23 protein-coding genes are annotated in these 26,837 nt (G+C 71.2%); 8 read left to right on the top strand and 15 right to left on the bottom strand.

Annotation, left to right across the window (positions count from 1 at the left end):
* Positions 1-176 precede the first annotated feature (176 nt).
* The 4 genes from CCN37_RS28315 to hemE are packed head-to-tail and all read right to left on the bottom strand — an operon-like array spanning position 177 to position 4,022.
* Entirely contained in the window at positions 177-830 is a 654-nt protein-coding gene (locus CCN37_RS28315; RefSeq protein WP_143261851.1) for a hypothetical protein, read from the bottom strand.
* 2 nt (positions 831-832) lie between these two features.
* On the bottom strand, positions 833-1,525 hold the full coding sequence (gene hemQ / locus CCN37_RS28310; protein WP_086826585.1) for a hydrogen peroxide-dependent heme synthase: 693 nt from the start codon (positions 1,523-1,525) through the stop codon (positions 833-835).
* Positions 1,513-2,943, bottom strand: coding sequence for a protoporphyrinogen oxidase (gene hemG, locus CCN37_RS28305; protein ID WP_086826583.1), 1,431 nt, complete (start codon positions 2,941-2,943; stop codon positions 1,513-1,515). The genes hemQ and hemG overlap by 13 nt, the downstream gene beginning before the upstream one ends.
* 8 nt (positions 2,944-2,951) lie before the next feature.
* Positions 2,952-4,022, bottom strand: coding sequence for a uroporphyrinogen decarboxylase (gene hemE / locus CCN37_RS28300; RefSeq protein WP_086826581.1), 1,071 nt, complete (start codon positions 4,020-4,022; stop codon positions 2,952-2,954).
* 78 nt (positions 4,023-4,100) lie between these two features.
* Here hemE and CCN37_RS28295 point away from each other — a divergent pair, with 78 nt between their 5' ends.
* Positions 4,101-4,667 (top strand): DUF3000 domain-containing protein, encoded by a 567-nt coding sequence (locus CCN37_RS28295; RefSeq protein ID WP_168200899.1) that lies wholly within the window; start codon positions 4,101-4,103, stop codon positions 4,665-4,667.
* 211 nt (positions 4,668-4,878) lie between these two features.
* Here the strand turns inward: CCN37_RS28295 and CCN37_RS28290 are convergent, their stop codons facing one another.
* On the bottom strand, positions 4,879-6,030 hold the full coding sequence (locus CCN37_RS28290; protein WP_086826597.1) for a dipeptidase: 1,152 nt from the start codon (positions 6,028-6,030) through the stop codon (positions 4,879-4,881).
* A 303-nt stretch (positions 6,031-6,333) separates the two neighbouring features.
* Between CCN37_RS28290 and CCN37_RS28285 the strand changes: the two genes are divergently transcribed.
* From CCN37_RS28285 to CCN37_RS28260, 6 genes are all read left to right on the top strand, one after another.
* Positions 6,334-6,999, top strand: a complete 666-nt coding sequence (locus tag CCN37_RS28285) for a response regulator transcription factor (protein ID WP_172806562.1) — start codon at positions 6,334-6,336, stop codon at positions 6,997-6,999.
* A gap of 325 nt (positions 7,000-7,324) precedes the next feature.
* Positions 7,325-8,584: an HRDC domain-containing protein gene (locus tag CCN37_RS28280; RefSeq protein WP_168200898.1), complete on the top strand. Its 1,260-nt coding sequence runs from the start codon at positions 7,325-7,327 to the stop codon at positions 8,582-8,584.
* Positions 8,585-8,725: 141 nt separating this feature from the next.
* Positions 8,726-9,949, top strand: coding sequence for a thiolase family protein (locus CCN37_RS28275; protein ID WP_246843362.1), 1,224 nt, complete (start codon positions 8,726-8,728; stop codon positions 9,947-9,949).
* Positions 9,946-12,069: a 3-hydroxyacyl-CoA dehydrogenase NAD-binding domain-containing protein gene (locus tag CCN37_RS28270; RefSeq protein ID WP_086826575.1), complete on the top strand. Its 2,124-nt coding sequence runs from the start codon at positions 9,946-9,948 to the stop codon at positions 12,067-12,069. Before CCN37_RS28275 ends, CCN37_RS28270 begins: the two co-directional genes overlap by 4 nt.
* A 126-nt stretch (positions 12,070-12,195) precedes the next feature.
* A complete protein-coding gene (locus tag CCN37_RS28265; protein ID WP_086826573.1) occupies positions 12,196-12,762 on the top strand; it encodes a Uma2 family endonuclease in 567 nt (188 codons plus the stop codon).
* An 11-nt stretch (positions 12,763-12,773) separates the two neighbouring features.
* The gene (locus tag CCN37_RS28260) at positions 12,774-13,541 is read left to right on the top strand and encodes an aminotransferase class IV (protein ID WP_210408240.1); all 768 of its coding nucleotides are present in this window, start codon (positions 12,774-12,776) and stop codon (positions 13,539-13,541) included.
* Here the strand turns inward: CCN37_RS28260 and CCN37_RS28255 are convergent.
* The 10 genes from CCN37_RS28255 to CCN37_RS28210 all read right to left on the bottom strand — a co-directional run bounded on the left by CCN37_RS28255 (position 13,505) and on the right by CCN37_RS28210 (position 25,235).
* The gene (locus CCN37_RS28255) at positions 13,505-14,650 is read right to left on the bottom strand and encodes an aminotransferase class I/II-fold pyridoxal phosphate-dependent enzyme (RefSeq protein ID WP_086826569.1); all 1,146 of its coding nucleotides are present in this window, start codon (positions 14,648-14,650) and stop codon (positions 13,505-13,507) included. The two genes, CCN37_RS28260 and CCN37_RS28255, sit on opposite strands and share 37 nt — an antisense overlap.
* The gene (locus tag CCN37_RS28250) at positions 14,647-15,249 is read right to left on the bottom strand and encodes a transcriptional regulator (protein ID WP_086826566.1); all 603 of its coding nucleotides are present in this window, start codon (positions 15,247-15,249) and stop codon (positions 14,647-14,649) included. Before CCN37_RS28250 ends, CCN37_RS28255 begins: the two co-directional genes overlap by 4 nt.
* A 309-nt stretch (positions 15,250-15,558) precedes the next feature.
* Positions 15,559-16,704 carry a cell wall metabolism sensor histidine kinase WalK gene (locus CCN37_RS28245; protein WP_086826564.1) on the bottom strand — a complete coding sequence of 382 codons (1,146 nt, stop codon included), beginning with the start codon at positions 16,702-16,704 and terminating at the stop codon, positions 15,559-15,561.
* 69 nt (positions 16,705-16,773) lie between these two features.
* Complete coding sequence (locus CCN37_RS28240) at positions 16,774-17,457, bottom strand: response regulator transcription factor (RefSeq protein WP_086826562.1); 684 nt, start codon at positions 17,455-17,457, stop codon at positions 16,774-16,776.
* A 73-nt stretch (positions 17,458-17,530) separates the two neighbouring features.
* The gene (dxs, locus tag CCN37_RS28235) at positions 17,531-19,450 is read right to left on the bottom strand and encodes a 1-deoxy-D-xylulose-5-phosphate synthase (RefSeq protein ID WP_086826559.1); all 1,920 of its coding nucleotides are present in this window, start codon (positions 19,448-19,450) and stop codon (positions 17,531-17,533) included.
* Between the two features lie 254 nt (positions 19,451-19,704).
* Entirely contained in the window at positions 19,705-21,090 is a 1,386-nt protein-coding gene (locus CCN37_RS28230; protein ID WP_371505117.1) for a glycogen debranching protein, read from the bottom strand.
* Positions 21,087-22,169, bottom strand: coding sequence for an ABC transporter ATP-binding protein (locus CCN37_RS28225; protein WP_086826557.1), 1,083 nt, complete (start codon positions 22,167-22,169; stop codon positions 21,087-21,089). The genes CCN37_RS28230 and CCN37_RS28225 overlap by 4 nt, the downstream gene beginning before the upstream one ends.
* Positions 22,170-22,202: 33 nt before the next feature.
* The gene (locus tag CCN37_RS28220) at positions 22,203-23,045 is read right to left on the bottom strand and encodes a carbohydrate ABC transporter permease (RefSeq protein ID WP_086826555.1); all 843 of its coding nucleotides are present in this window, start codon (positions 23,043-23,045) and stop codon (positions 22,203-22,205) included.
* Positions 23,042-23,914: a carbohydrate ABC transporter permease gene (locus CCN37_RS28215; RefSeq protein ID WP_086826553.1), complete on the bottom strand. Its 873-nt coding sequence runs from the start codon at positions 23,912-23,914 to the stop codon at positions 23,042-23,044. Before CCN37_RS28215 ends, CCN37_RS28220 begins: the two co-directional genes overlap by 4 nt.
* A 1-nt stretch (position 23,915) precedes the next feature.
* Positions 23,916-25,235, bottom strand: coding sequence for an ABC transporter substrate-binding protein (locus CCN37_RS28210; RefSeq protein WP_210408239.1), 1,320 nt, complete (start codon positions 25,233-25,235; stop codon positions 23,916-23,918).
* 71 nt (positions 25,236-25,306) lie between these two features.
* Here CCN37_RS28210 and CCN37_RS28205 point away from each other — a divergent pair, with 71 nt between their 5' ends.
* Positions 25,307-26,464, top strand: coding sequence for an ROK family protein (locus CCN37_RS28205; RefSeq protein WP_246843361.1), 1,158 nt, complete (start codon positions 25,307-25,309; stop codon positions 26,462-26,464).
* The last annotated feature ends 373 nt before the right edge of the window (positions 26,465-26,837 follow it).

Below are 26,837 nucleotides of genomic sequence, written 5' to 3'. Positions count from 1 at the left end.
GACATCTCCGCCTTCCCCACCCTCTCCGACCTCAAGCCCTAGCTCTCCGCCCCCACGCCAATGCCGCGTTTGGTCCGTTGAACGCACTGAATGACTCGTTCATGTGGTTCAACGGACTGAACGAGTCATTCAGCACGTTCAACGGACCAAACGCGGCATTGGCGGAGAGCGGAGCGTCAGCGGCGGGGATGCGTGAGCGGGGTGAAGGCGAGGCCGGTGACGAAGGGGGTCACGCGGCGCGCGGCGACGAGGCGCAGGCCGGCGGCGGTGGCGGCGCGTTCCCACTCGGTGCGCGGGGGCAACCGCCACGCGACGGGGCCGAAGACGGCGGTGGTGGCGGGGCCGCGGTGCTGCTCCACCACCACGATCCGGCCGTCCTCGCGCAGCGTCCTGCGGGCCTGTTCGAAGAAGCGCTCCCGGTCGGCGGGCTCGGGCAGATCGTCGGCGGCGAACACCACGAGCACCGCGTCCAGTCCTTTGTGGACGGTCCACTCGCGCTCGGACTCCGGCGGCACGACGGTGACGTGGGCGCTGCCGGTGACCTCGCGCAGCTCGGGGCCGAACTCCATGTCCCTGGGCGCGACGACGAGATAACGCCGCAGCCGCAAGGGAAGCAGCTCGGACAGCCACCGCCAGCGCCGCAGCTCCGACGCCTCGTACACCCACCAGGACGCGACGAGCCCCGCCGCGCCGAACCAGCCGAACACCACGCTCAGCGCCCACCACAGCACTCTCGGCAGAGCGCGGTGACTGCGCCGGGCACACCATCCCGTCAGGGCGGCGAGGACCAGCCCCACGACGGGCACACGTTGGAGCGGGGAGCGCTTCACCGTCAGGGCAGGTTGCGGACGAGCTCCTGCACCGGCGTCCGGGTGCCGGTGTAGAACGGGATCTCCTCGCGCACGTGGCGCCGGGCCTCGGTGCCGCGCATGTGCCACATCAGGTCGACGATGCGGTGCAGCTCGTCCGCCTCGAACGCCAAGATCCACTCGTAGTCGCCGAGCGCGAAGGACGCGACGGTGTTCGCGCGGACGTCCGGGTAGTCGCGCGCGGCCTTGCCGTGGTCGGCGAGCATCTTGCGACGCTCCTCGTCCGGCAGCAGGTACCAGTCGTAGGAGCGGACGAACGGGTAGACGCACACGTAGCGGCGCGGGTCCTCACCGGCGAGGAAGGCCGGGATGTGGCTCTTGTTGAACTCCGCGGGGCGGTGCAACGCGACGTTGCTCCACACCGGCTTGGCGACGCGGCCGACCATGGTGCGGCGGAAGTCGGTGTAGGCGGCCTGGAGCGGCTCGATCTCCTCGGCGTGCCACCAGATCATGAAGTCCGCGTCGGCGCGCAGGCCGGCGAGGTCGTAGACGCCGCGCACCACCACGTCGCCCTTGTCCTCCAGGGCGTCGAAGAAGTGCTGCGCCTCCTCGGCTGCCTTCTCGTGACCAGACAGCTGCCCGGCCGGGAAGGAGAACACCGACCACATCGTGTAGCGAATCGTGTCGTTCAGCTCGTTGTAGTTCAGGCGCGCCATGCATCCATGGTCGCACCGGCCCGGAGGTGCTCCACCACCCGGGTCGCGGCTTGCCTGCCGGTGAGGACGCACGCGGGCACGCCCACACCCGCCAGCACGGCCCCGGCCACCGCCAAGCCCGGCAGCTCGGCGACGGCGCCGTGGATCTTCGCGACCGCGTCCAGGTGTCCGACGCCGTACTGGGGCAGCCCGCCACCCCAGCGCTGAACCACCACGTCGACGGGCTTCACCGTGACGCCGGACAGCTCCGCGAGATCGGCGAGCACGGCCGTGACCAGCTCGGAGTCCTCCCGCTGCAAGGTCTCCACCTCGCCGTAGCGGCCGACCGAGGCCCTCAGCAACACCGCATCGCCCGCGAGGTGCGACCACTTGCGGCTGGAGTAGGTGAACGCCTTCGCGGTGAAGGGCGTGCCGTCGGCGTGCCGCTCCCCCAGCGCGATCAGGTTCCCGGAGGTCCGCGGCAGCTCGGTGCCCGGCGGCAGCGCGAGCGAGATCACCGCCATGGACGCCACGTCGACCAGCGCGAAGGCCGCCGCGGCTCCGGGTGAGATGGGCTCGAACAGCTTGCGCGCGGCGGGGCTCGGCACCGCGACCACCACCGCGTCGAACTCGAAGAACTCCGGCGAAGACGCGGGGCCGGTCTCCACGCGCCAGCCGGTCGGCGTGCGGTGCAGCGCGCGCACGGTGGTGCGGTCCAGGATCTCGGCGCCGGCGTGCGCGGCGAGGGCGTCGGTCAGCCCGCCGAGTCCACCGCGCAGCGTGCCGAACACCGGCGGGCGCGTCGTCCCGGGCGCGGGCGGAGGTCCCACAGCGGCGTTCGCGGCGGCGGTCAGCGAGGTCGCTCCGCGGTCGAGCGCGTCGGCCAGCGGCGTCATCGTCGCCCGCACTCCAAGATCGTCAGCGCGGCCCGCGTAGACCCCGCCGAGCAGGGGCTCGACCAGCCGCTGGACGACCTCGCGCCCGAACCGCTCGGACAGCAGCCGTCCCACGGACGCGTCCCCGGCACCCCACTCCACCGGCGGCAGCTCGGCCTCGGCGGCGGCCAAGGCGGCTCCTTCGGCGGAGAGCACCGACGACAGCTTCGCCGGGTCGGCCGGTACGCCGAGGAACGTCCTGGGCGGGAGCCCGACCGTCCGGCCACCGGCGTGCACGGCGGGCGCGACACCGGTCGCCGGGTGCACCAGCTCCGAAGCCAGCCCCAGCTCCGCGACCAGGTCGAACGCCTCCGGGCGACGGCTCACGAAAGCTTCGGCGCCCACGTCGACGCGCCGCCCGGCCAGCTCCACCGTGCGCAGCTTGCCGCCGACGCGGTCGGCCTGCTCGAACACGGTGATCGACACCGCGTCGCCGAGCTGGCGCCGCACTTCGTAGGCAGCCGTCAGCCCCGCGACGCCGCCTCCGACAACCCCGACGCGCATCCGCCGACCTACAGCGAGTGGATCAGTTCGACGACCCGGGTGATCACCGTGGGATCGGTGTCCGGCAGCACGCCGTGGCCCAGGTTGAAGATGTGCCCGCGCGCCGCCTTGCCCTCGGCGTGGATGCGGCGGACCTCGCGCTCCAGCGCGTCCCACTCAGCGGTGAGCAGCGCGGGGTCGAGGTTGCCCTGGACGACCGGAGCGGGCTGCTCCGGCGCTGCGGCGACCAAGCGGCGGACCGCCTCGTCCAGCGGGATGCGCCAGTCGACGCCGACCACGTCGGCCCCGGCCTCGCGCATCGCGGGCAGCAGTTCACCCGTGCCCACGCCGAAGTGCACGCGCGGCACGCCCGCCTCGGCCAGCTCGCCGAGCACCCGCGTGGAGTGCGGCAGCACGAACTCGCGGTAGTCCCGCTCCGACAGCGCGCCCGCCCACGAGTCGAACAGCTGCACCGCGTCCACCCCGGCGTCCAGCTGCGCGCGTAGGAAGGTCGCCGCGATGTCCGCAAGCGCGCCCAGCAGCGCGTGCCAGGTGTCGGGGTCGGAGTGCATGAGCGCCTTGGTGCGCTCGTGGTTGCGGCTCGGCCCGCCCTCGATGAGGTAGGAGGCCAGCGTGAACGGCGCGCCCGCGAAGCCGATCAGCGGCGTCTCGCCCAGCTCGGCGGTCAGCAGGCGCACGGCGTCCGCGACCGGGGCGACCTGGTCGAGCTCGAGCTTCGGCAGCGCCGCGACGTCGGCGACCGTGCGCACCGGGTCGGCGACGACCGGGCCGACCCCGGCGACGATCTCCACGCCGATGCCCGCTGCCGCGAGCGGGACCACGATGTCGCTGAACAGGATCGCCGCGTCCACGCCGTGCCTGCGGATGGGCTGCATGGTGATCTCGCAGACCAGGTCCGGCGTCATGCACGCCTCCAGCATCGCGGTGCCCTTGCGGACCTCGCGGTACTCCGGGAGGGAGCGGCCGGCCTGGCGCATGAACCAGACGGGCGTGTGCGCCGGCGCGCCGCCACGCGCGGCGACCAGCAGTGGTGCCTGGGAAAGGTCTCGGCGGGCGGAGACCGCACTTGGAGTTGTCATCGCCCCGTTATGGTCCCACGCCCGGTCCCCGGCGTGGCCTACGGCCGTCGTGCTCGCTCGCGCCCTAGAGTCGATCGCGTGACCGGGATAGCGGCGGAGCCCGAGGTTTTCCGGGAGGCGGTGGCCGCATTGCGGTCGGTGCAGCCGCGGCCCGAGATGGACGTCAGCGAGGTCAAGGCACCGCAACGCCTGGCGCCCTGGGCGTACGCGCTCAGCGCGGAGGTGGACGGCCCCGCCGGTGAGCTGGCGACCGGCAGGCTGGTGCTGCTGCACGACCCCGACGGCGCCCAGGCGTGGGACGGAGTGCTCCGGCTGGTGGTGCTGGTCCGCGCGGAGCTCGACACCGAGCTGGCCGGCGACCCGCTGCTGCCCGAGGTCGGCTGGTCCTGGCTGACCGACGCCCTCGAGACCTCCGGCGCGGAGTGGACGGCGCTCGGCGGCACCGTCACCCAGACCTCCTCCGCCCGCTTCGGCGACATCGCCGGCCCCACCCACACCCACGACCTCGAACTGCGCGGCTCGTGGACCGCCGTCGACACCCGCCTGGCCCCGCACGGCCTCGCCTTCTGCGAACTCCTCGCCAGCGCCGCCGGCCTTCCCCCCGCAGGCGTCACCCTCTTCGGCCAACGCAAGGCCAACTGCTGAAGCCCTGAACGACCCCTTCAGGTACTTCAACGCACCAAACGACCCGTTCAGCGCGCTCAACGCACCAAACGGGTCGTTCAGGGCTTCACCACCTCAATGACTCGTTCATGTGGTTGAACGGACTGAACGAGTCATTCAGGTGGTTGAGCGTGCTGAACGAGTCATTCAGCTACTTCAACGGACCAAACGCGGCATTGGCAGACGTGAGGGGTCAGAGCTTGGTGGCGATGTGCTCGGCGTCGCGGAGGACGCGGAGGGCATTGCGCGAGGTGAGCTTGGCGCAGTCCTCCGTGCTCCAGGAGCGTTCGAGCAGCGCGGCGATCAGTGCCGGGTACCCGGAAACGTCCTCAAGGCCAACGGGGAGTTCGCCGACGCCGTCGTAGTCGCCGCCGAGGCCGATGTGGTCGATGCCCGCGACCTCACGGGCGTGCTCGACGTGCTTGACGATCGTGTCGATGGTGACCTCGGGCCGAGGCGCTCGAGCGGCGCGCGAGCGCAGACCGGCCGCCCAGACCGCGTCGTCAGACGGGTCCTGCCCGGCCGCCGACAGCTCGTCGCGCAGGGCGTCGTCCCAGGCGGCGCGCTCCTCGGAGACGAACTTCGGCACGAAGGTGACCATGCAGACGCCGCCGTTGCCCGCGAGCCGGGACAGCACGTCGTCGGGCACGTTGCGCACGTGGTCGGCGACCGCGCGGCAGGAGGAGTGGCTGAAGATCACCGGGGCGACCGAGGTGTCCAGTGCGTCGCGCATGGTCGACGGCGCCACGTGGGAGAGGTCGACCAGCATGCCGAGGCGGTTCATCTCGCGGACCACGTCGCGGCCGAAGTCGCTCAGTCCGCCCACGGCGGGCTCGTCGGTGGCGGAGTCGGCCCACGGGACGTTGTCGTTGTGGGTGAGCGTCATGTAGCGCACGCCCAGGCGGTACAGCGCGCGCAGCGCCCCGAGGGACTCCGCGATGCAGTGCCCGCCCTCCGCGCCGAGGAGCGATGCAACCTTCCCGTCGGCCATCGCCGTCTCCACCTCGTGAGCGGTGAGCGCGATGCGGAGGTCGTCCGGGTAGCGGGCGGCGAGGTCGTGCACCAGTTCGATCTGCTCCAGCACGGCCGTGACCGCACTGTGACCTGTGTACCCGCACGGGACGTAGACCGACCAGAACTGCCCGCCGACGCCGCCCCTGCGCAGCCGCGCGATGTCGGTGTGGGTGGCGGTCTGCTCCACCGAGAGGTCCAGAACGGCCGCCGCGGCGATCGTGTCGTCCTGGGCGATCTTGCGCAGTGCCCAGGGGAGATCGTTGTGCCCGTCGAGCACCGGAGCCGCCCGCAGGAGCTCTCGCGACGTGGTCCGGGCCTGCCCTGCTAGCACCACAACTCCTTGTATTCGCTCGATCGCGGCGAGACGTTAACCACCCCCGCCGGGAACCCCCGATCGTGTGATCAGAGTGCAGCAAAGTCACACCCCGATCGGGACAGATACCCAATTGATCGTCCCGCTTACCCTCTCGGGCGGCTACGCTGCCTCCGACGACACCACTTTCGGTGGATCGGTGGCGCGGCCGATCGGTCGAAAGTCCCGGTGCCGGTCGGGGGGCACGACCGACTCCAGGGAGGTAGTGACGTGGCTGCCGTCGGCTTAGGACAGGCCGTTCGTACCACGCCAGCCGGCACCATGCCGGCGAACATGGTCCCGCACCCGCGGGAAGAGCTGTTTTCGGTGCTGGTGGTCGATGACCACCCACTGCTGAGGGAGGCCATCGCGGCCCGACTCATGCAGATGGGAGCCGGCACGGTGCACGAGGCCGCATCGGTGGCCGAGGCGAGGGCGCGCGCGCTCGCCACGGGTCCGTGCGACCTCGCGATCCTCGACCTCGGGCTCCCGGACGGGAGTGGCATCGACCTGGTCACGGAACTCCGTGCCCAGGGCTGGCCTCGAATCGTGGTCCTGGCATCCTCCGACGACCCGTACGCGGTACGGGCCGCCTTCCAGGCAGGCGCACAGGCCTACCTGCTGAAGTCGGCCTCACCGATGGTGGTCACCGACGGGGTGCGCAGGGTCCTCGAGGGCGGCGTCTATGCCGATCCCAGTGTGGCTCCGGTCCTCGCGGCCGGAACCCGGGTTCCCGGTACGGACAACACGCCGCGGGAACTCTCCGCGCGTGAGGTCGAGGTTCTGCAGCTGGTTGCCGATGGCCGATCGAACAAGGAGATCGGCGAGGCACTCAACCTGTCGGCGCTCACGGTGAAGTCTCACCTGTCGCGGATAGGGCGCAAGCTGGGCACCGGTGACAGAGCACAGATGGTTGCGCTGGCCATGCGGGCCGGCGTGATCCGCTGAACCCCTCGGCGAGGGGGAGGGCAAGACACGCCTGGCCGGGCACGTGATTCACCGATCTTCACGTGCCCGGTACCAGGTCGACGACGGCGTGACCTCGTACCGTACGCGCGGTGCGTGCGAGGTCTCGCTCGTCTTCATGTCCACACCACTTCACCTGGGGTTTTCCGGGTACTCCTGACACGGGCCGCACACCCGTGGCGGAGTCCGGCGACCGTCGCCGTCGGCGGGGTGAAGGACATCTGTGGATGATTCCTGCCCGGAAACACCTCAGAGCTTTGAGTCTCCCGCTGCTGACCGACCGGTCGGGCGCATAAGGTCTTACGGCGTGGATTCAGGCTCACCCGCGCTCTCCTCAGACCCAGCATCGCCCGCCGCCGAACCGGTGCCGCTGACCCGGCCGGCGGAGGGGGTGCCCCCGGTGGTCGAAACGCTGCCCGCGCTGCGTGCGGCGGTCGCCAAGCTCGCCGCCGGGCACGGCCCGTACGCCGTGGACACCGAACGCGCCTCCGGCTACCGCTACTCGCAACGGGCCTACCTGGTGCAGCTGCGGCGCGAGGGCGCCGGGTCGGTCCTGGTGGACCCGATCCCGCTGGGCAGGGACATCGACCTGCTGGGCGAGCTGATCAACGGCGCCGACTGGGTGCTGCACGCCGCCTCGCAGGACCTGCCCTGCCTCGCCGAGCTGGACCTGCGCCCCGGTGGGCTCTTCGACACCGAGCTGGCCGGGCGGCTGTGCGGCTTCGAGCGGGTCGCGCTGGGCGCACTGGTCGAGCGGCTGCTGGGCTACCGCTTGGAGAAGGGCCACGGCGCCGCGGACTGGTCGCGCAGGCCGCTGCCGGAGGAATGGCTCTCCTACGCGGCGCTGGACGTGGAGCTGCTCGTCGAGCTGCGCAATCGTCTGGAGAAGGAGCTCATCGCCCAGGACAAGCTGGACTGGGCGCTGGAGGAGTTCGAGGCGGTGCGCACCGCGCCCCCGCCCGGTCCGCGCGCGGAGCCGTGGCGCCGCACCTCCGGCATCCACAAGCTGCGCTCGCCCCGCCAGTACGCGGCGGCCAGGTCGCTGTGGCAGGCGCGCGACGGTCTGGCGCGGCAGCGCGACATCGCCCCGGGCCGGGTGCTGCCGGACGCCGCGATCGTGGAAGCGGCCCTGAACGACCCGCCGAGCGAGCGGGAGCTGCTGGGGCTGCCCGTGTTCCGGGGACGCGCCCAGCGGCGCCAGGTGGACATCTGGGCGGGCGCGCTGCGCGAAGCACGCGAGCTGCCCAAGACCGAGCTGCCCGATCCCTCTCCCCCGCACGACGGCCCGCCGCCGCCGAACCGCTGGGCCGAGCGCGACCCGGCCGCCGCGGCGCGGTTGCAGGCCGCGCGCGGCGCGCTGACCGAGCGCGCCAAGGAGCTGCGGATGCCGGTGGAGAACATGCTCCAGCCGGAACTGGTGCGCAGGCTGTGCTGGCAGCCGCCCGCCGAGGCCACCGAGGACGCCGTGCGGGAGGCGCTGACCAAGGGTGGCGCGCGGAACTGGCAGATCGGGCTGACCTCCGGCCTGCTCGTGACCGCGTTGCGGGCGGAACCCGCCAGCTCCTGAGCTGTGATCGAGCAGACAGGTGCACGCCAGTGGTTACCGGCCGGTAGCGCCCGCTAGAGTGGCGGTTACCGGCCGGTAATGCGGCCTCGCAGTCCTCTTGAAGAGTTTCTCCGAAGTTCCACACCGAGTGAGGAGCACGCCGTGGCCGCACCTGCCACCGCGGGGCGCGCCGTTCGGGACGTGGTCTTCGTCGACGGCGTGCGCACGCCGTTCGGCAAGGCCGGTCCGAAGGGCATGTACGCCGAGACCCGCGCCGACGACCTCGTCGTCAAGGTCATTCGCGAACTGCTGCGGCGGCACCCGGAGCTGCCGCCGGAGCGCGTCGACGAGGTGGCCATCGCCGCCACCACGCAGATCGGCGACCAGGGCCTGACGCTGGGCCGGACCGCCGCGCTGCTCGCCGGGCTGCCGCGCTCGGTGCCCGGGTACTCCATCGACCGGATGTGCGCGGGCGCGATGACCGCGGTGACCTCGGTCGCCGGCGGGATCGCCTTCGGCGCCTACGACGTGGCCATCGCGGGCGGCGTCGAGCACATGGGCCGCCACCCGATGGGCGAGGGCGTCGACCCGAACCCGCGCTTCCTGGCCGACAAGATCGTGGACACCTCCGCGCTGGTCATGGGCCAGACCGCGGAGAACCTGCACGACCGCTTCCCGCACATCGACAAGGCACGGGCCGACCGCTACGCGGCCCTGTCGCAGGCGCGCTACGACGAGGCGCACCAGGCGGGCAAGATCGCGGAGGACCTGGTCCCGGTCGCCACCCGCTCCGCCGAGCAGGGCTGGGGCCTGGCGGGCGCTGACGAGCCGCCGCGCCCCGGCACCACCGTGGAGACGCTGGCCGCGCTCAAGACCCCGTTCCGCCCGCACGGGCGCGTGACCGCGGGCAACGCGGCCGGGCTCAACGACGGCGCGACCGCCTGCGTGCTGGCCGACGAGGCCACCGCGCGCGAGCTGGGCCTGCCGGTCGGCATGCGCCTGGTGGGCTACGCCTTCGCGGGCGTGGACCCCGAGGTCATGGGCGTCGGGCCGGTCCCGGCCACGGAGAAGGCGCTGGAGCGCACCGGGCTGTCCATCTCCGACATCGGCCTGTTCGAGGTCAACGAGGCGTTCGCGGTCCAGGTGCTGGCCTTCCTCGACCACTTCGGCATCGCCGACGACGACCCCAGGGTCAACCCGTGGGGCGGCGCGATCGCCTGCGGCCACCCGCTGGCGTCCTCGGGCGTGCGGTTGATGACCCAGCTCTCGCGGCACTTCGCCGAGCGCCCCGACGTGCGCTACGGCATCACCACCATGTGCATCGGCATCGGCATGGGCGGGACCGTCATCTGGGAGAACCCGCACTGGCAGGGGGAGTCGAAGTGAGCGAGGCAACCACGGTCACCGCGGCCGGGGTCACGGCGGTCGCCGACCCCAACGAGGTCGTGACGAAGGCGGTCACCAAGTTCGTCGACGTGCCGGGCCTCGACGGCAGGCTCGCGCTGATCACCCTGGACAACGGCTTCGACCACACCAAGCCGTCCACGTTCGGCCCCGGCGGGCTGGCCAGCCTGAACGAGGCGCTGGACGTGGCCTTCGCGGGCTCGCCCGCCGCGATCGCGGTCACCGGCAAGCCCTTCGTCTTCGCCGTCGGCGCGGATCTGACCGGCGTCGTCAAGGTCGAGGGCCGCGAGCAGGCGTTGGGCGTCGGGCAGCTCGGGCACGCGGTGTTCCGCCGCCTGCGCGACTCCTCGGTGCCGACCTTCGCCTTCGTCAACGGCGCGGCCATGGGCGGCGGCCTGGAGATCGCGCTGCACTGCCACTACCGGACCGTGTCGTCCAACGCGGCGGCGATCTCGCTGCCGGAGTGCTTCCTCGGGCTGGTCCCGGCGTGGGGCGGCACGCAGCTGCTGCCCAACCTGATCGGCCCGGACAAGGCCGTGACGGTGATCCTGGAGAACGCGCTCAACCAGAACCGGATGCTCAAGCCGAAGCAGGCCAAGGACCTCGGCATCTTCGACGAGCTGTTCGACTCCGCCGACTACCTGGAGCGGTCGCTGCTCTGGGCGGCCCGCGTGGCTTCCGGGGCCGTCACGCCCGAGCGCGCGGAGATCGACCGCGGCGCGGGCTGGGACGCCGCGCTGGCGCGCGGCAAGGCGATCGTGGACGGCAAGACCCGTGGTGCCGCTCCGGGCCCGCTGAAGGCGCTGGAGCTGCTGGAGCTGGCTCGCGAGAACGACCTCGACCGCGGCTTCGCCGCCGAGGACGAGGCACTGGCCGACCTGCTGCTCAGCGATGAGCTGCGCGCCGGGCTGTACTCGTTCAACCTCGTGCAGAAGCGGGCCAAGCGCCCGGTCGGCGCGCCGGACAAATCCTTGGCCCGCAAGGTGACCAAGGTCGGCGTGGTCGGCGCGGGCCTGATGGCCGGGCAGATGGCGCTGCTGTTCGCCCGCCGCCTGCACGTGCCCGTCGTGCTGACCGACATCGACCAGGCGCGCCTGGACAAGGGCGTCGGCTACGTGCACGGCGAGGTCGACAAGCTGCTCGGCAAGGGCCGCGTGTCGCCCGACGAGGCCAACCGGCTCAAGGCGCTGGTCAGCGGCTCGCTGGACAAGGCCGCCTTCGCTGACGCCGACTTCGTGATCGAGGCCGTCTTCGAGGACCTCGGTGTGAAGCAGCAGGTGTTCGCCGAGCTGGAGGAGCACGTCTCCGCCGAGTGCGTGCTGGCGACCAACACCTCCTCGCTGTCGATCACCGAGATGGCCTCGAAGCTGGCGCACCCCGAGCGGGTCGTCGGTTTCCACTTCTTCAACCCCGTCGCGGTGATGCCGCTGCTGGAGATCGTGCGCGCCGACCAGACCGACGACGCCACGCTCGCCACGGCCTTCGCCACCGGCAAGCAGCTGAAGAAGTCCTGCGTGCTGGTCAAGGACGCGCCGTCGTTCGTGGTCAACCGGCTGCTCACCCGCTTCATGGGCGAGGTGCTCTCCTCCGTCGACGAGGGCACCCCGTTCGAGGTGGCCGACCGCTCCACCGAGCCGCTCGGCCTGCCGATGAGCCCGCTGATCCTGTTGCAGCTGGTCGGTTCCGCGGTGGCGCTGCACGTGTCGGAGACGATGCACGCGGCGTTCCCCGAGCGCTTCACCGTCAGCGAGAACATGAAGGCGTTCGTGGCCGCTGGCAAGACCGCCGTGTGGCAGTGGGACGCGCAGGGCAAGCAGAGCGTGGACCCCGAGGTCGCCGCGCTGTGGAAGCTCGGCGACAGCCCCCTGACCGGCGAGCAGGTCAAGGCGCGCGCGCTGGAGGCGCTCGCCGAGGAAATCAAGATCATGCTCGACGAGGGCGTGGTGGCCGAGGCGCAGGACATCGACCTGTGCATGGTCCTCGGCGCCGGCTGGCCGTTCTGGCTCGGCGGCATCACCCCGTACCTGGACCGCTCCGGCATCTCGGAGAAGGTCACCGGATCGCGCTTCCTCGCCCCCGGCGTGGCCAGCGTCCCGGACTAGGGCCTGTCCAGTCCCCCGCGTGAAAGCCCGGTTCGCCCTTGCGGACCGGGCTTTTCGCTGGTTGGGGCGTTACCGCCGGACCGCGGCTCCGCTACGCTGGGCGGCACTCCATGAGAGGGGGTCTCGATGACCGCGCTGTCCGACTGGTTGGTCCAGCACTCCGACGGACTGACCGTTGCCGACTACGAGGCACTTCCTGAGGAGGTCTGCCGCCGGATCGAGATCGTTGACGGAGCCATCGTCGTGAACCCCGCCCCTCGCCGCCCGCACCAGACGATCGCCCGCCGCCTGGCGAACCTCTTGGAAGAGGCGTGTGGCGAAAACTATGCGGTGGACACCGACGTGGACCTGCGCCTACGAGATGTTCCACTGCTCAACCGACGCCCCGACATCGTGGTCTACGACGCCCACCTGCCTTACGACGTGGTGCTACGATCTGAGCACTGCCTGTTGCTCGTCGAAATCATGTCTCCGGGCTCGGTGACCGCCGACCAGATCGACAAGCCCGCTGAGTACGCGGCGTCGGGGATCGAGCACTTCTGGCGCGTTGAGTATCACCGGAGCGCGCTGACAGTGTTCACCTATCAACTCGACCTCACGACCAGGACATACCAGTCGACCGGGGCGCACGTGGACAACTTGGGCGTCGCGACGCCGTTCGCCGTGTCGGTCGACCTCTCCAAGCTGCACTGATCCTCGACGGCGTGGATGCGGCGCGGACGATCGCGGTCTTCAACTACGGCCACTTCACGTCGATGCGGGCGGAGGGTGGCCGGGTTCGCGGGCTGGGGCTGCACCTGGAGCGGCTGGACCGCGACGCGCGGCTGGTGTTCGGCGAGGGCGTGGACGCGGAGGCGGTGAAGGCCGCGATCCGCGCGGAGCTGGGCGAGCGCGCGGAAGCGTTGAACGTCAGGGTGAACGTGTTCTCACCCGAGGTCTCGATGTCCACTTTGGACAACATCGTGGCGCCGACGACACTGGTCACGGTTCGTCCGGCGGCGCCGTGGCCCGACTCGGCGATGCACGTCAGATCCGTTGTGTACGAACGGGATCTGCCGCAGGTAAAGCACGTCGGCACCTTCGGGTTGTTGTTGCAGCGGAGGTTGGCGCGGCTCGCGGGCTACGACGACGCGCTGTTCGTCAACCGCTCCGGGCACATCTCCGAGGGAACGTTGTGGAACGTCGGCTTCTACGACGGCTCGCGCGTCGTGCTGCCCACGGCGCCCGCACTGCCGGGGGTGTCGATCCACCTGGTGTGCAAGGGTTTGCGCAGCATGGGTGTTCCGGTGGAGCTGCGGAAGCTGACGCTGGAGGACCTGCCGTCGTTCCAGTCCGCCTTCGCCACCAACGAGGCCATCGCCACGCAGCCCATCTCGTCGGTCGACGAGGTGGAGTTCATCGTGGACGATGAGCTGAACTCCTTGCTGCGCCAGGCTTATCTGAGCAACCCGGCAGAGCCCTTGAGCCACTGAGCGAACGCGGCCAGCGCGGGCTCGGGGTCGGACCTTCCGACGCCGACGCGGAAGCGGTCGACCGGCACCGGGGTCAGCTCGGAGGAGAAGATCGTCGACGGCACGAGCAGCACGCCGGTCTCCTCGACGAGCCGTCCGCAGAACTCCTCGATCCCCTGCGCGCCAAGGTAACGCGGGAAGGCCACGCAGCCGCCCTCCGGCGCCGACCACTCGAAGAGGTCGTCGAAGGCCGCGAAGAAGTCGCCGAAGATCTGGAGGTTCTTCGCGACCAGCTCGCGGTTCCTGGTCAGCAGCCGGCCGCGCGCCTTGATCGCGATGCGGGCGAGGACTTCGCTCGGCGCGCTCGTGCAGATCGTCGTGTAGTGCTTCGCGCGTTCGAGGCGGGCGAGAACGTCCTTGTCCCGGCACACGATCCAGCCGACTCGGAGTCCCGGCAGGCCGAGCGCCTTCGACGTCACGCCGAGCGACATGGCCCTCGGTGACAGATCCGCCGCCTGCGCCAGGGTTCGCGCGGGGTCGATTTCCAGTCCTCTGTGGACCTCGTCGCTGAACAGCACGATCCCGCGCGAGTCGCACAGCTCCACGACGGCAGCGAAGTCCTTGTGGGACAGCAGCTTTCCCGTGGGGTTGTTCGGGAAGTTGATGTACACGACACGCGTGCTCGGGCGGAGCGCGGCGGTCAGCTCGTCCAGGTCGAGCGCCCAGTCGTTCTCCGGGCGCAGCGCCACACCGGTGACCTCGCACAGCGACAGCGCGATCGTCTCGGCCGACTGGTAGCACGGCGTGACGACAACGGCGTGGTCCTCTGACCCCAAGAGCACTTGGAGGCCGAGCAGCACGCCCTCCTGCGCTCCGGCGAAGGTGATCACGTGCTCCGCGTCGGCGTGCTCGAAGGTCTCGGCGATCGCCTTGCGCAGCAACGGGTCCCCGTAGGTCTGCGTATAGCCCAGGTCCAGGTTCTCCCAGGCCGCGCGGTCCCCGTCATCAGCCATCGCGACCAGCTCGGCCATGGACGTGGTCTGCGCGTCGGAGGCGCTGAGGTGGTAGCGGGCGGTGAACTCCCACCGCGAGAAGAACGCCTCCAACTTGAAGGCGGGCAGCGCTGTCATGACTTCTCCCCACGGAGTTCGGCGAGCAGGGCGTACACGGTGGAACGGGACACTTGGAGCGCTCGCGCGACTTCGGGCGCGGCACGGCGGACGGCGAACACGCCAGCACTGTCCAATTCGGACAGAACCGCGAGGCGTTCGGCTTTTCCCCACCGCTGCACGGGTCCGCGCTGTCGCACCGCTGAGCCCACGACTCCGTTCACGCGGTCGAACCAGTCGTGTTCGAACAACGGCTCCGGCCGGGGCCTCGCAGGGGCGGCGAAGGCGGAGAGCAACGCGGCGGCCTGCTCGAACGGGCCGCGGTCGAGGTTGACGCACATCACCGCGTCGGGCTCACGCAGGAGCGCGGTCACCGACGTCAGCGTCCGCCCGTCGGCCAGCACCTTCGGGTACGGCCCGAGCACGCCGTCCGCGCCGGGCTCCAGCTCGTCCAGCTCGCCGAGCAGCGACGGGTCCCCCGCCGCGCGCCCGGAGAACGGGTTCCACACCGCGAGCACCACGTCCTCGGCCGGATCGTGCAACACCACTTCGGCGTGGGGGCTCAGCAGCGCGGCCACCGCCGCACACGCAGGCCCGTACCGCTCCACCCGCTCATCCACGCGCTGGACACTACGTCCAGCTCAGACACTTTGTCCAGGTGGTGGGTTGTCCCTGAATGACTCATTCAGTGCGTTCAAGTTGCTGAATGACTCGTTCAGCACGTCCAACCACCTCAATGACTCGTTCAGTCCGTTCAACCACATGAACGAGTCATTGAGGTGGTGAAGCCCTGAACGACCCGTTTGGTGCGTTGAGCGCACTGAACGGGTCGTTTGGTGCGTTGTCGGGAGCCCTGAACGGGTCGTTTGGTGCGTTGTCGGGAGACCTGAACGGGTCGTTTGGTGCGTTCAAGTACCTGAAGGGGTCGTTCAGGGCTCAAACGAGAGGGCGGCGGGGGCGGTGGGGAGGTCGACGCGGACGGCGAGGCCGCCGCCGGGGACGGGGTCGGCCTGGACGTCGCCGCCGTGGGCGTTGACGACGGCGCGGACGATGGAGAGGCCGAGGCCGGCGCCGTGCTTGGCGGTCCTGGCCCGGCCGCCGCGCCGGAACGGCTCGAAGAGCTCGGGGACCTGGGCGGCGGGCAGTTCGGGGCCGGAGGAGGCGACGGCGAGGCGGATGCGGCCCTCGTGCTCGCCGACGGAGACCTTGATCCAGCCGTGGTCGACGTTGTGCCGCACCGCGTTCTCCAGCAGGTTGCCCGCGACGCGTTCCAACAGCGCGGGGTCACCGACGACCAGCTCCGGGCGGGTGTCCATGGTGACGTCGAGGCCGCGCTGAGCAGCCTCGGCGCGGACGGCGTGCCAAGCGCTGGTGACGAGCACGGTGAGGTCGACGGCCTCGCGCACGGCCAGCCCGCCGCCATCGGTCTTGGCGAGCAGCAGCAGGCCCTCCACCAGCTGCTCCGCGCGCAGGGTCGCCTGGCGGACGACCCCGGCCATGCGGCGCAGCTCCTCGGTGTCGGCGTCGGGGTCGGACAGCGTCACGTCCAGCTCGGTGCGCACGACGGCCAGCGGGGTCCGCAGCTCGTGCGAGGCGTTGGCGACGAAGCGCCGCTGCGCCTCGAAGGACGCCTGGAGGCGGTCCAGCATCTCGTCGAAGGTGTCGGCGAGGTCGGCGACCTCATCACGCGGACCGGTCAGCTCGATGCGCTCGCCGAGGGACTCGGCGGACAGCCGCCGCGCCGCGTGCGTGACCTCCTGCAACGGCCGGAGCACGCGGTCGCTGAGCGTCCACACCAGCAGCGCCGTCGCCGCGACCACGCACAGGAACGCGATCACACCGACGTCCAGGACCTCCTCGCGAGCACGCTCGCTGAGCAGCGCGGAGAACTGGTCGGGGGTCAGCTCCCGGCCCTGGACGGTGACCGTGGAGCCCTGCGGCAGGCTCGGCGCGTTGCCGACGACGTTGCCGACGAGCATCCAGCCGAGCCACAGCAGCAGCGCGCTGACCCCGGCGACGAGCACCGTGGCGAGCAGCGTGAGCCGCACTCGCAGGCCGGGACCTCGACGACGCATGACCTCTCTCAACCACGACGGTGACCGCAGCCTGCACGGGACGCGGTGAGACCATCGTCAAGTCACGCCCTAAACGGCTCCAGCGCTCTGGGCCGCGTCCGGCACCCGGTAACCGGAGCCGACGACGGTGTCGATGATGCCAGGCTCGCCGAGCTTCTTGCGCAGGGTCATCACCGTCACCCGGACCGTCGTGGTGAACGGGTCGGCGTTCTCGTCCCAGACGCGCTCCAGCAGCTCCTCGCTGCTCACCACCTTGCCGCCCGCGGAGAGCAGCACCTCCAGCACGCCGAACTCCTTGCGGGTCAGCTCGACGGGCCTGCCGGAGCGGGTGATCCGGCGCTTGGCCGGGTCGAGCACGAGGTCCCCTGCGGTGAGCACGGGCGGCGTCGCGGGGGTGGCGCGGCGGCCGAGCGCGCGGACGCGCGCGACCAGCTCGGGGAAGGCGAAGGGCTTGGCGAGGTAGTCGTCGGCGCCCAGGGACAGCCCGGAGACCCGGTCCTCCACCGCGCCGCTGGCGGTCAGCATGAGCACGCGGCTCAGCGCGTCGGAGCCGACGATCTCGCGGCACAGCTCGTCGCCGGACATGCCGGGCAGGTCGCGGTCGAGCACGACGACGTCGTAGCGGGTGACGCTGACCTTCTCGTGCCCGGACTCACCGTCGTAGGCGACGTCGACCGCCATGCCCTCGCGGCGCAGTCCGCGCGCGATGGCGTCGGCAAGCGGCTGTTCGTCTTCTACCACCAGGATTCGCACATGTCCACGGTGCCACAGGTGGGTGGGCGGAGGTCCGCTCGGAGGTTCGAATTCGAACCTCCGAGCGGACTTCTCATGCCTTCTTCAGCTTCTGCTCCGGCACCTCGGTGTGCGCCGGGTCGTACTCCGATGCCCACTCGGTGACCTGGCGGGCGACGTCCTGCGCGGTGAGACCCAGCTCGGCGAGGACCTGGTCGCGCGAGGCGTGGTCCAGGAACCGGTTGGGGATGGCCAGGTCCCGCATGGGCATGACCAGCCCGGCGTCGCGCATGGTCGCCGCGAGCGCCCAGCCGACGCCGCCGTGCCGGCCGCCGTCCTCGACCGTGACCACCATGCGGTGCTCCCCGGCCAGCTCGATGAGCTCCTGCGGCACCGGCATCACCCAGCGCGGGTCCACCACGGTCACGCCGATGCCCTGGTCGGAGAGCCTGCGCGCCGCGTCGACGGCAAGCTGGCCGAAGGCCCCGACGGCGACCAGGAGCACGTCCTTGCCCTCGTCGGCGGAAGGCCGGTGCAGGACGTCGACGGCGCCGTGGCGCTCCAGCGCGGGCACCTCCTGGATGACCGCGCCCTTGGGGTAGCGCAGCACGGTGGGCGCGTCCTTGACCTCGACGGCCTCGCGCAGCTGCTCGCGCAGGCTGATCGCGTCGCGCGGGACGGCGATCCGGATGCCGGGGATCACGCCGAGGATCGACAGGTCCCACATGCCGTTGTGGCTGGCGCCGTCCGAGCCGGTCACACCGGCGCGGTCGAGCACCACGGTGACGCCCTGCTTGTGCAGCGCCACGTCCATCAGCAGCTGGTCGAAGGCGCGGTTGAGGAAGGTCGAGTACACCGCGAACACCGGGTGCATGCCGCCCATGGCCAGGCCCGCGGCCGAGGTCATCGCGTGCTGCTCAGCGATGCCCACGTCGTAGCAGCGGGTCGGGAAGGCTTGCGCGAACTTCTCCAGGCCGGTCGGGCCGAGCATGGCGGCGGTGATCGCCACCACGTCCTCGCGCTCCGCGCCGATCCGGACGATCTCGTCGGAGAACACCGAGGTCCAGCCCGGCTTGGCCACCTTGGTGGGCAGGCCGGTCTCCGGGTCGATGACGTCGATGGCGTGCATCTGCTCGGCCTCGTGGTTCTCGGCGTGCGCGTAGCCCATGCCCTTGCGGGTCACCGCGTGCACGATCACCGGGCCGCCGAAGGCCTTCGCCCGCTCCAGCGCCGCCTCGACGGCGACGATGTCGTGGCCGTTGACCGGGCCGAAGTACTTCAGGCCGAGGTCCTCGAACATCACCTGGGGGCTGAGCGCGTCCTTGATGCCGCGCTTGGCCGCGTGCAGCGCCGCGTACACCGGCTTGCCGACGACGGGCATGTTCTGCAGCGTGCGCTTGCCGTCCTCCAGCAGCTTCTCGTAGCCGGGGCGCAGCCGCAGGGTCGCCATGTGGTCGGCGAAACCGCCGATGGTCGGCGAGTACGAGCGGCCGTTGTCGTTGACGATGATCACCACCGGCCGGGTCTTGTCCCCGGCGATGTTGTTCAGCGCCTCCCAGCACATGCCGCCGGTGAGCGCGCCGTCGCCGACCAGCGCCACCACGTGCCTGCGGGTGTCGCGCAGCTGGAACGCCTTGGCGAGGCCGTCCGCGTAGGACAGCACGGTGGAGGCGTGGCTGTTCTCGATGAAGTCGTGCTCGCTCTCGGCCCGCGAGGGGTAGCCGGAGAGTCCGCCCTTCTGCCGGAGCGCGCCGAAGTCCTGCCGCCCGGTGACGATCTTGTGCACGTAGGACTGGTGCCCGGTGTCGAACAGGATCGGGTCGTGCGGCGAGTCGAAGACGCGGTGCGCTGCCAGCGTCAGCTCCACGGCTCCCAGGTTCGGGCCGAGGTGGCCGCCGGTGCGGGAGACCTTGTCGACCAGGAACGCCCTGATCTCCCCCGCGAGGGTCACCATCTCCTCGTGGGTCAGTCGCTTCAGGTCGGCGGGGCCCCGCACGGAGTCGAGCAGCGTCACCGTTTCCCTCCTCGTGGGAGTTGGTCTGCCTGGCCGTCGGCAAGTCTACGGAGATATGCCCGAATGCCTTCGGCCGATCGGGCGGCCTTGCCGGTTCACCGGCTGAACAGGGCGAACAGCCTGTCGACCTCTCCGGAGAGGTGCGCATCGGCCCTGTTCACGTGATGGGCGACACAGCGGATTCCCATCGGCGCCCGAACATAGCCCTGCGCTCTCCGTGACGCATCCACCGCTCGTTCACACGATCTAGCGTTTCAGCAGAGCCAGTCGAGCACGACGGCGGCCGTCCAGGACTGGTCGAGGCTACCCAGCGGCTCGCCGGTCAGCGGATGGTAGTACTCGGCGAAGGCCCCGTCCGAGCACAGCCGCAGCCCCTCGGCGCGGTGCCGCTCGGCGCGCTCGGCCCAGCCGCGCCGCGCGAAGGACCAGCCGAAGAGCCAGCCCATCACCGGCCACTGCGGCCCGCGCCAGTACTGCCGGGGGCGGAAGGCCTCGTCGGCGGGCGAGGTGGAGGGCACCAGCCCGGCGGCCAGCCCGGGGTTCCCGCACCACTCCGGACCGTCCAAAGTGGACAGAAGAGCGAGCTCAGCCGTGCGGTCCAGCCCGCCGCACAGCAGCGGGGCGAAGCCGGCCATGGTGCGGGTGCCGCTCCACGTGCCCGCGCGGAAGTCGCGGTCCCTGGCCAGCCCGGTCGCCGGGTCCGCGGTCGCGGCGACGGCGGCGCGGGCGCGCGCGGCCCAGCCCTCCAGCTCCGCGATCCGCTCGGCGGGCTGGCCGAACTCCTCGCCCAGCTCGGCGAGCACGTCGCAGGCCATCGCGAAGATCGCGGTCAGGAACACGTCGCCGACGAGGAAGCTGGAGGTGGCCACGACGCGGTCGGGGTCGTAGTCGACCCGGCGCATCTCCTCGACCAGCCACAGGTAGCGGTCGTACTCCTCGTCGGAGGGCCGCATCCCGGCGTCGGCGACCAGCCGCAGGTCGCGCCGCACGTACGGCGGCAGGTCCGCGCCCGGGCGCACGCCCGCGTAGGCGGAGTCCCAGCGCGGCGAGTTGTCCATCCCGGACTCCCAGCCGTGCACGACCGCGAGCAGGCCGTCGCCGCCCGGGTCGCGGTGCTCGGCCAGCCAGCAGTGCCAGGCGTGCAGCTTCGGCCAGGACCGGCGCACGAAGTCCTCGGCGGTGGCCCGGTCGAGCGCGCCGCCGCGCCTGGCGATCTCCAGCAGCCGTCCCACCGCGATCGCGTGCGCGGGCGGCTGGCAGATCCCGGACGTGCGCACGCCCCGCGGCGCGTCCGGGCTCAGCTCGTGGGCGCCCCAGCGCTGCGGCCCGGGGAAGTAGTCGTCGGCGCCGCCCTCGGTGAAGACGATGTGCGGCAGCATCCCGCCGCGCCACTGGGCCGCGAGCAGGGTGTCCAGCTCGGCGACCGCGCGCCCGACGTCCAGGTGCGCGAGGCCGACCGAGATGAACGCCGCGTCCCAGCTCCACATGTGCGGGTACAACCGCGGCGCGGCGGTCACCAGTGAGCCGGTGTCGTTGCCGCGCAACACATATGCGGCCCGCGCGGCGAGCAGGTGCGGTGGCAGTTCTTGGCGGTCGGCCCACGCCGTGGAGTGATCGGTGGCGGGTGAAACGACGGTCACGTGGTCTCCAGCAGCAGGTGTGTTTCCGGGTCGTACCAACGGCACTGGTCAGCGGGCAGGCTCAGCCGCAGGCTCTCGCCCGCTTCGGCGCGGAAGGTCGGCGGCGCCTGCACCTTGAGCTGGTGCCCGGCCAGCGACAGGGTCAGCAGCACCGAGGAGCCCAGCGGCTCGAACACCTCCAGCTCGGCCGCGAGCGCGCCGGAAGCGCCGACCGCGAAGGCCTCCGGGCGCACGCCGAGGCGGAGCTGGCGGCCTTCGTAGCTGCTCAGGGCGACCGGAACGGGGACGCCGTGCGCGCCGAGGTCGAGCAGGAGGGCGCCGTCGCCGCCCGCGACGACGGTCCCGGTGAGGAAGTTCATCGGCGGGCTGCCGATGAACCCGCCGACGAACTCCTCGGCCGGGAGGTCGTAGACCGTGGTCGGCGCGTCGCACTGGGCGATCCGGCCCTGGCGCATCACCGCGACGCGATCGCCCAGCGACAGCGCCTCCACCTGGTCGTGGGTCACGTAGAGCGTGGTCGTGCCCAGCTCCGCGACGAGCTTCTTCAGCTCCGCGCGGAAGGACAGCCGCAGCAGAGCGTCCAAATTGGACAGTGGCTCGTCCATCAACAGGACCTCGGCGTCCATCACGATGGCCCGCGCCACCGCGACGCGCTGCCGCTGGCCGCCGGAGAGCTTGGCGGGGTAGCGGTCCAGGTACGGCGTGAGCTGGAGCAGGTCGGCCGCCCACGCGACCTTCCGTTTGATCTCGTCCGCGTCAACGCCACGCATCCGCAACCCGAAGCCGATGTTGTCGCCGACCTTGCGGTGCGGGAACACCGCGTAGGACTGGAACACCATGGACAGGTTGCGCTTGCGCGGCTCCAGGTAGGTGACGTCCTTGCCGCCGATGACGACCTGCCCGCCGTCGGGCAGCTCCAGGCCGGCGACCATGCGCAGCAACGTGGTCTTGCCGCAGCCGGACGGGCCGAGCAGCACCATGAACTCGCCGTCGGCGACGTGCAGGCTCACGTCGTCGGTGGCCCTGGTGGTGCCGCCGGGATAGGTCTTGACCAGGTTGTGCAGTTCGATCTCGGCCATAGCGTGCTCTCGTCTCGGTGGGTCGGGTGCGGCTCAGCGAAGGGTCGTTCCCCACATGTTCAGCAGGTAGCGGCGCACGACGAAGATGAACAGCAGCGCGGGCAGGACCAGCACGAAACCGCCCGCGAAGCGGTAGGCGTTGGGCGAGTCGGCCAGCGACGACAGCACCTGCGCTGGCAGCGTGCGGTGCCCCAGCGTCAGCACGGTCGCGCCGAGAACTTCGTTCCAGGACAACACGAAGGTGAACACCGAGGACGCGGCGAGCCCCGGCAGCGCCATGGGCAGCACGACGCGGCGCATCGCCTGGCCCGGGGTGCAGCCGAAGATCAGCGCGGCCTCCTCGACGTCCTTGGGAACGCCGACGAAGATGCTCGCGGTGATCAGGATCGTCGTGGGCAGCGCGAGCGCGGTGTGCACCAGCGTGACCGCGAAGACCGTGTCGTCGACGCCCACGCGCAGGAACATCGTGGCCAGCGGCACGGAGAGCACGACGATCGGCAACGCGCGGACCAGCAGGATGAGCACCTGGTAGGCGTCGCGACCTCGGAAGGCGACGCGGGAGAGCGCGTAGCCCGCCGGAGCGCCGAGCAGCAACGACAGCGCCACCGTGTACAGCCCGGCCAGCACGGAGTTGCCGAACGCGGGGACCACTCCGGCTCCGCCGACGAAGCCGCTGATGCTCTCGGTGGAGAACTCGCTGGGCAGCAGCGGTTTCGGGAACTCGGTGAGCGCCGTGCGCGAGGACAGCGCGGACAACCCGATCAGCACGATCGGCAACAGCATGAACGCGGAGATCGCGGTGCAGGCGAGTTGAACGAGCACGCGCTGCCGCTTGCGCCTGCGCAGCGGGGCGAGGTCGATGGCGGGACGCGTCATCGGGCGCCTCCCGAGGAGGGCTGGCGCAGCGCGCGCATGTAGAGGATCGCGGTTCCGAGCGAGAGCGCGAGGATCACCAGCGCGACCGCGCTCGCCACCGCCGGGTTCTGGAGGTTGACGTACCACTGGTAGGTCTCCCCCACCAGCAGCGGGAAGTTGCGCCCTGTCAGCGCCTGAGCGACCGCGAACGCTTGCAGGGCAAGGATCGTGCGCAGGATCAGCGCCACCTGGAGGCTCGGCTTGAGCAGCGGGAGCGTGACGTGCCACAGGCGCTGCCACGCGGAGGCGCCGAAGACCTGAGCGGCTTCGTCGTAGTCCGGCGGCATCATCTGCACGCCCGCGACGACGATCACGAAGACCATCGAGGTCGCCCGCCAGATCTCCGCGACCACCACCGCGAGCAGCATCGTGGTGGGGTTGTCGTAGTCGAGCCAGGCGATCCCGTTCTCCGACAGCCCGAGCCCGATCAGCAGCGAGTTCAGGTAGCCGCGATCGGCGAACACGGTCAGCCACACCAGGCCCGCCGCGAGGTCGGAGATCGCCAGCGGGATGGCCCAGATGTAGAAGTGCAGCCCGGCGAGCTTCGGCTTCGACTGGATGAGCAGCGTCATGCCGACCGACAGCACGAGTTGGATCGGCACGACGATCACGATGAGCAGCAAGGTGTTCAGCAACGCCTCGCCGAAGTACGGGTCGCCGAAGAGCCGCTGCCAGTTCGCCAGCGTGAAGGCCCCGCCCTCGTCCTGGAACGCGGCGAGCACGCCCTGCACGAGCGGCCAGCCGAAGAGCAGCACCAGCAGCACGGTGGACGGCGCGAGCAGCAGCCACGGTGACAGACCGAGGCGCTTCTTCTGAGCCACGGTGGTCATCTCAGCTCACCTCGCAGATGCCGGCGCCACGCGGATCTGGCGCCCAGCAAGGAACCTTGGCGTCGGCGAGCAGCTGGTTGACCACGCGCGCCTGAGCGTCCACTGTGGACCTCGCGTTGCCGCCCTTGAGCACGATCGTCTCGAAGCAGTCGCGGAAGACCTTGCTCAGCTCGCCCTCCCGGCTGCCGAGACCGACCGGCGGCAGCGACAGGATCGCGCCCTTGGACTCGCGCTGCCGGGCCACCGCACCCGCCTCCAGCCTGATCGCGGGCGGCAGGTCGTCCGGGATCGGAGTGCGGACGGTGGGAAAGAAGGCGTTCGCGCGCAACAGGTCCACCTGTGTCTCGGCTCGACTGAGCGCGGCGATCAGCCTGCGCGCGCGGTCCTGGTCCGGCGCGCCCTTGGGGATGGCCAGGCCGGTCAGCACCGCCATGTAGCCGCGCCCCTTGGGGCCGCTCGGCGCGGGCATCATCCGCCACCTGTCCGGCTCTCGCCGGGGCGCGTTGACCAAGCGGGACACGTGATCCCAGCCCACCGTCACCTCACCCGCCTCCATCGGCTCCTGCATCTGGGCGTAGTTCGTGCTGGCGGGCACGCAGTTGCGCCACAGCTCGCGCATGTACTCCCAGGCGGTGACGGCCTCCGGCGAGCGGAACGTGGTGATCTGCCCGCCGGTGAAGGACGGCAGCAGGTAGCCCTGGAAGAAGCGGTGCAGCAGTCCCTTCGGTCCGCCGGGCAGGCCCAGCACCGGGCGGTTGTTGTTGGCGCGCCTGGCCGTGATCGCCCAGTCCAGCAGCTGGTCGTAGCTGAGATCTTCGGCGTTGGCACCGGAAGGCAGGTGTTGCAGGGCGTCCACGTGCGCCGCGAGCACGTAGCTCGCCTGCGCCCACGGCACGTACCAGGTCCGGTTCGTGCCCGCGCGCGCCAGCTCCAGGTACTCCGGCGGCCAGCCCAGCGAGCTGAAGTCGGAGACGATGTCGGTCAGGTCTTCGAGGTGGTTGGGCGCGAGCGGGGCGAGGTCGCCGTGCAGCCCGCCGATCACGCTCGCCCGGACCGCGCCCGCGTCGACCTGGCTGCGGACCTGCGTGGTGAAGGGCCCCGGATCGCTGGTCACGTAGCCGACGTCGCCGTCGAAGGCCTTGCGCAGCAACGCCCGGAAGCGCTCCGCCTCGTCCAGCGGGGTGAACTGCGTCGACAGGAACGTCAGCCCCGAGGTGCCGGAGGTGGCGAACCCGGTGCAGCCGGCGAGCAGCGACGCGGCCCCCGTGGCGAGCGCTCCGCGCAGCAGCCCCCTGCGGGACAGCGTGCCTCGTTCGGCCACAGTCACCTCCTCGTGACTTCCGTCTAGATGCTAGACATAAGTGCGGGTGGCTCAAGATAGGTGGTGTGCAGGTGGACGTCAACGCCCTCCCGGCCGGACCGGCCTCACCCGGCCACGTCCTGGAGGTGCTGCGCAGGGGCGGCCCGATGACCCGGCAGGAGCTCCAGGCCAGGGTCGGGCTCTCGCGCGCCACCATGGTGGAACGGCTGGACGCGCTCGGCAGGCTGAAGCTCCTGCGCACCGTCGGCCACCAGGCCTCCAGCGGAGGTCGCCGCGCCGAACTGCTCGCCGCCGACGAGGTCGGCCGGTGCGCCGTGGTCGCCGACATCGGCGTCAGCCACGTGACCGTCGCCGTCGCCGACCTCACCGCGACCGTGCACGCCACGCGGCGCCTGTCCACGCGCCAGGACCCCGACGTGGTCCTACAGCAGGTCCTCTCCCTCGGCCGCGAACTGCTCGCCGAAACCGGGCGCGCCAACGACTTCTGCGCGGTGGCCGTCGGCGTCCCCGGCCAGGTCGATCCGACCTCCGGCGCGAACACCGCCCCGCCGACGATGCCCGGCTGGTCCGGCACGTGGGTGCACGACACGCTCGCCGCCCAGCTCGACGTGCCCGTGCTCGTGGAGAACGACGCCAACGCCCTTGCCTTCGGCGAGCACCTGGCCGACGGCGCGCCCTCGACCACGCTGCTCGGCGTGAAGGTCGCCACCGGCATCGGCAGCGGTGTCGTGTTCGGCCGCCGCCCCTATCGCGGCGTCACCGGCAGCGCGGGCGAGATCGGCCACGTCAAGCTCGCCTCGCACCAGGAGCGGTGCAGCTGCGGGCGCACCGGCTGCCTCGCCGCCGCCGCCAGCGGTCGCGCGCTGATCCGCCGACTGCGCTCCAGCGGCGCGCGCACGCTCCTCGACGTCGTCCGCCAGGTGGAGCAGGGCCGCCCCGAGGCCGTCGCGCTCGTCACCGAAGCGGGCCACCTCCTCGGCGGAGTGCTCGCCACCGTCGTCAGCATCATCAACCCCCAGCAGGTCCGCCTCGGCGGCCCCATCGGCGCCCTGCCCGAGTTCGTCGCCGCCGCCCGCGCCGCCGTGCTCGACGCCGCCCACCCCGTGGCCCTGCGCGGCCTCCGCGAGATCGCCCCCGCCCGCCTCGGCGACTCCGCGGCCCTCGTCGGCCTGGCGGGCCTCACCGCCGACGCCGTCTTCGCCCCCGCCGCCGTGAACGCCCTCCTCTAGCCCTCTCCGTGTGGCCGCCCTTCACGTTGTGGCAACTCATTGCGATTCGAGAGCGCTCCCCCGCGCAACAAGTAGCCACAACGCTCGAACCCCGGGCGAGGGTGGCTTTCGCACGCCAGGGGGTCCCCCCGATGTCGATCGTTGCGCTCAACGAGGCCGCCCGCCAAGCGCACAGGGCCTCTGGGCGCATCCCCGCTCACGCTCGCGGCCACCACCACGCCAGCCAGGGGGTTCACCAGTCTTCAAGAACCCCCAACCCCCACCCACGAGGTCTTCAACCACCCCAAACCCCCGGCGTTGAGCCCTGAACGACCCCTTCAGGTACTTGAACGCACCAAACGACCCGTTCAGCGCGCTCAACGCACCAAACGGG

Source organism: Allokutzneria sp. NRRL B-24872, from assembly GCF_002155965.1.
GTDB lineage: Bacteria > Actinomycetota > Actinomycetes > Mycobacteriales > Pseudonocardiaceae > Allokutzneria.
This window is presented reverse-complemented; position numbering and strand designations above follow the sequence as displayed.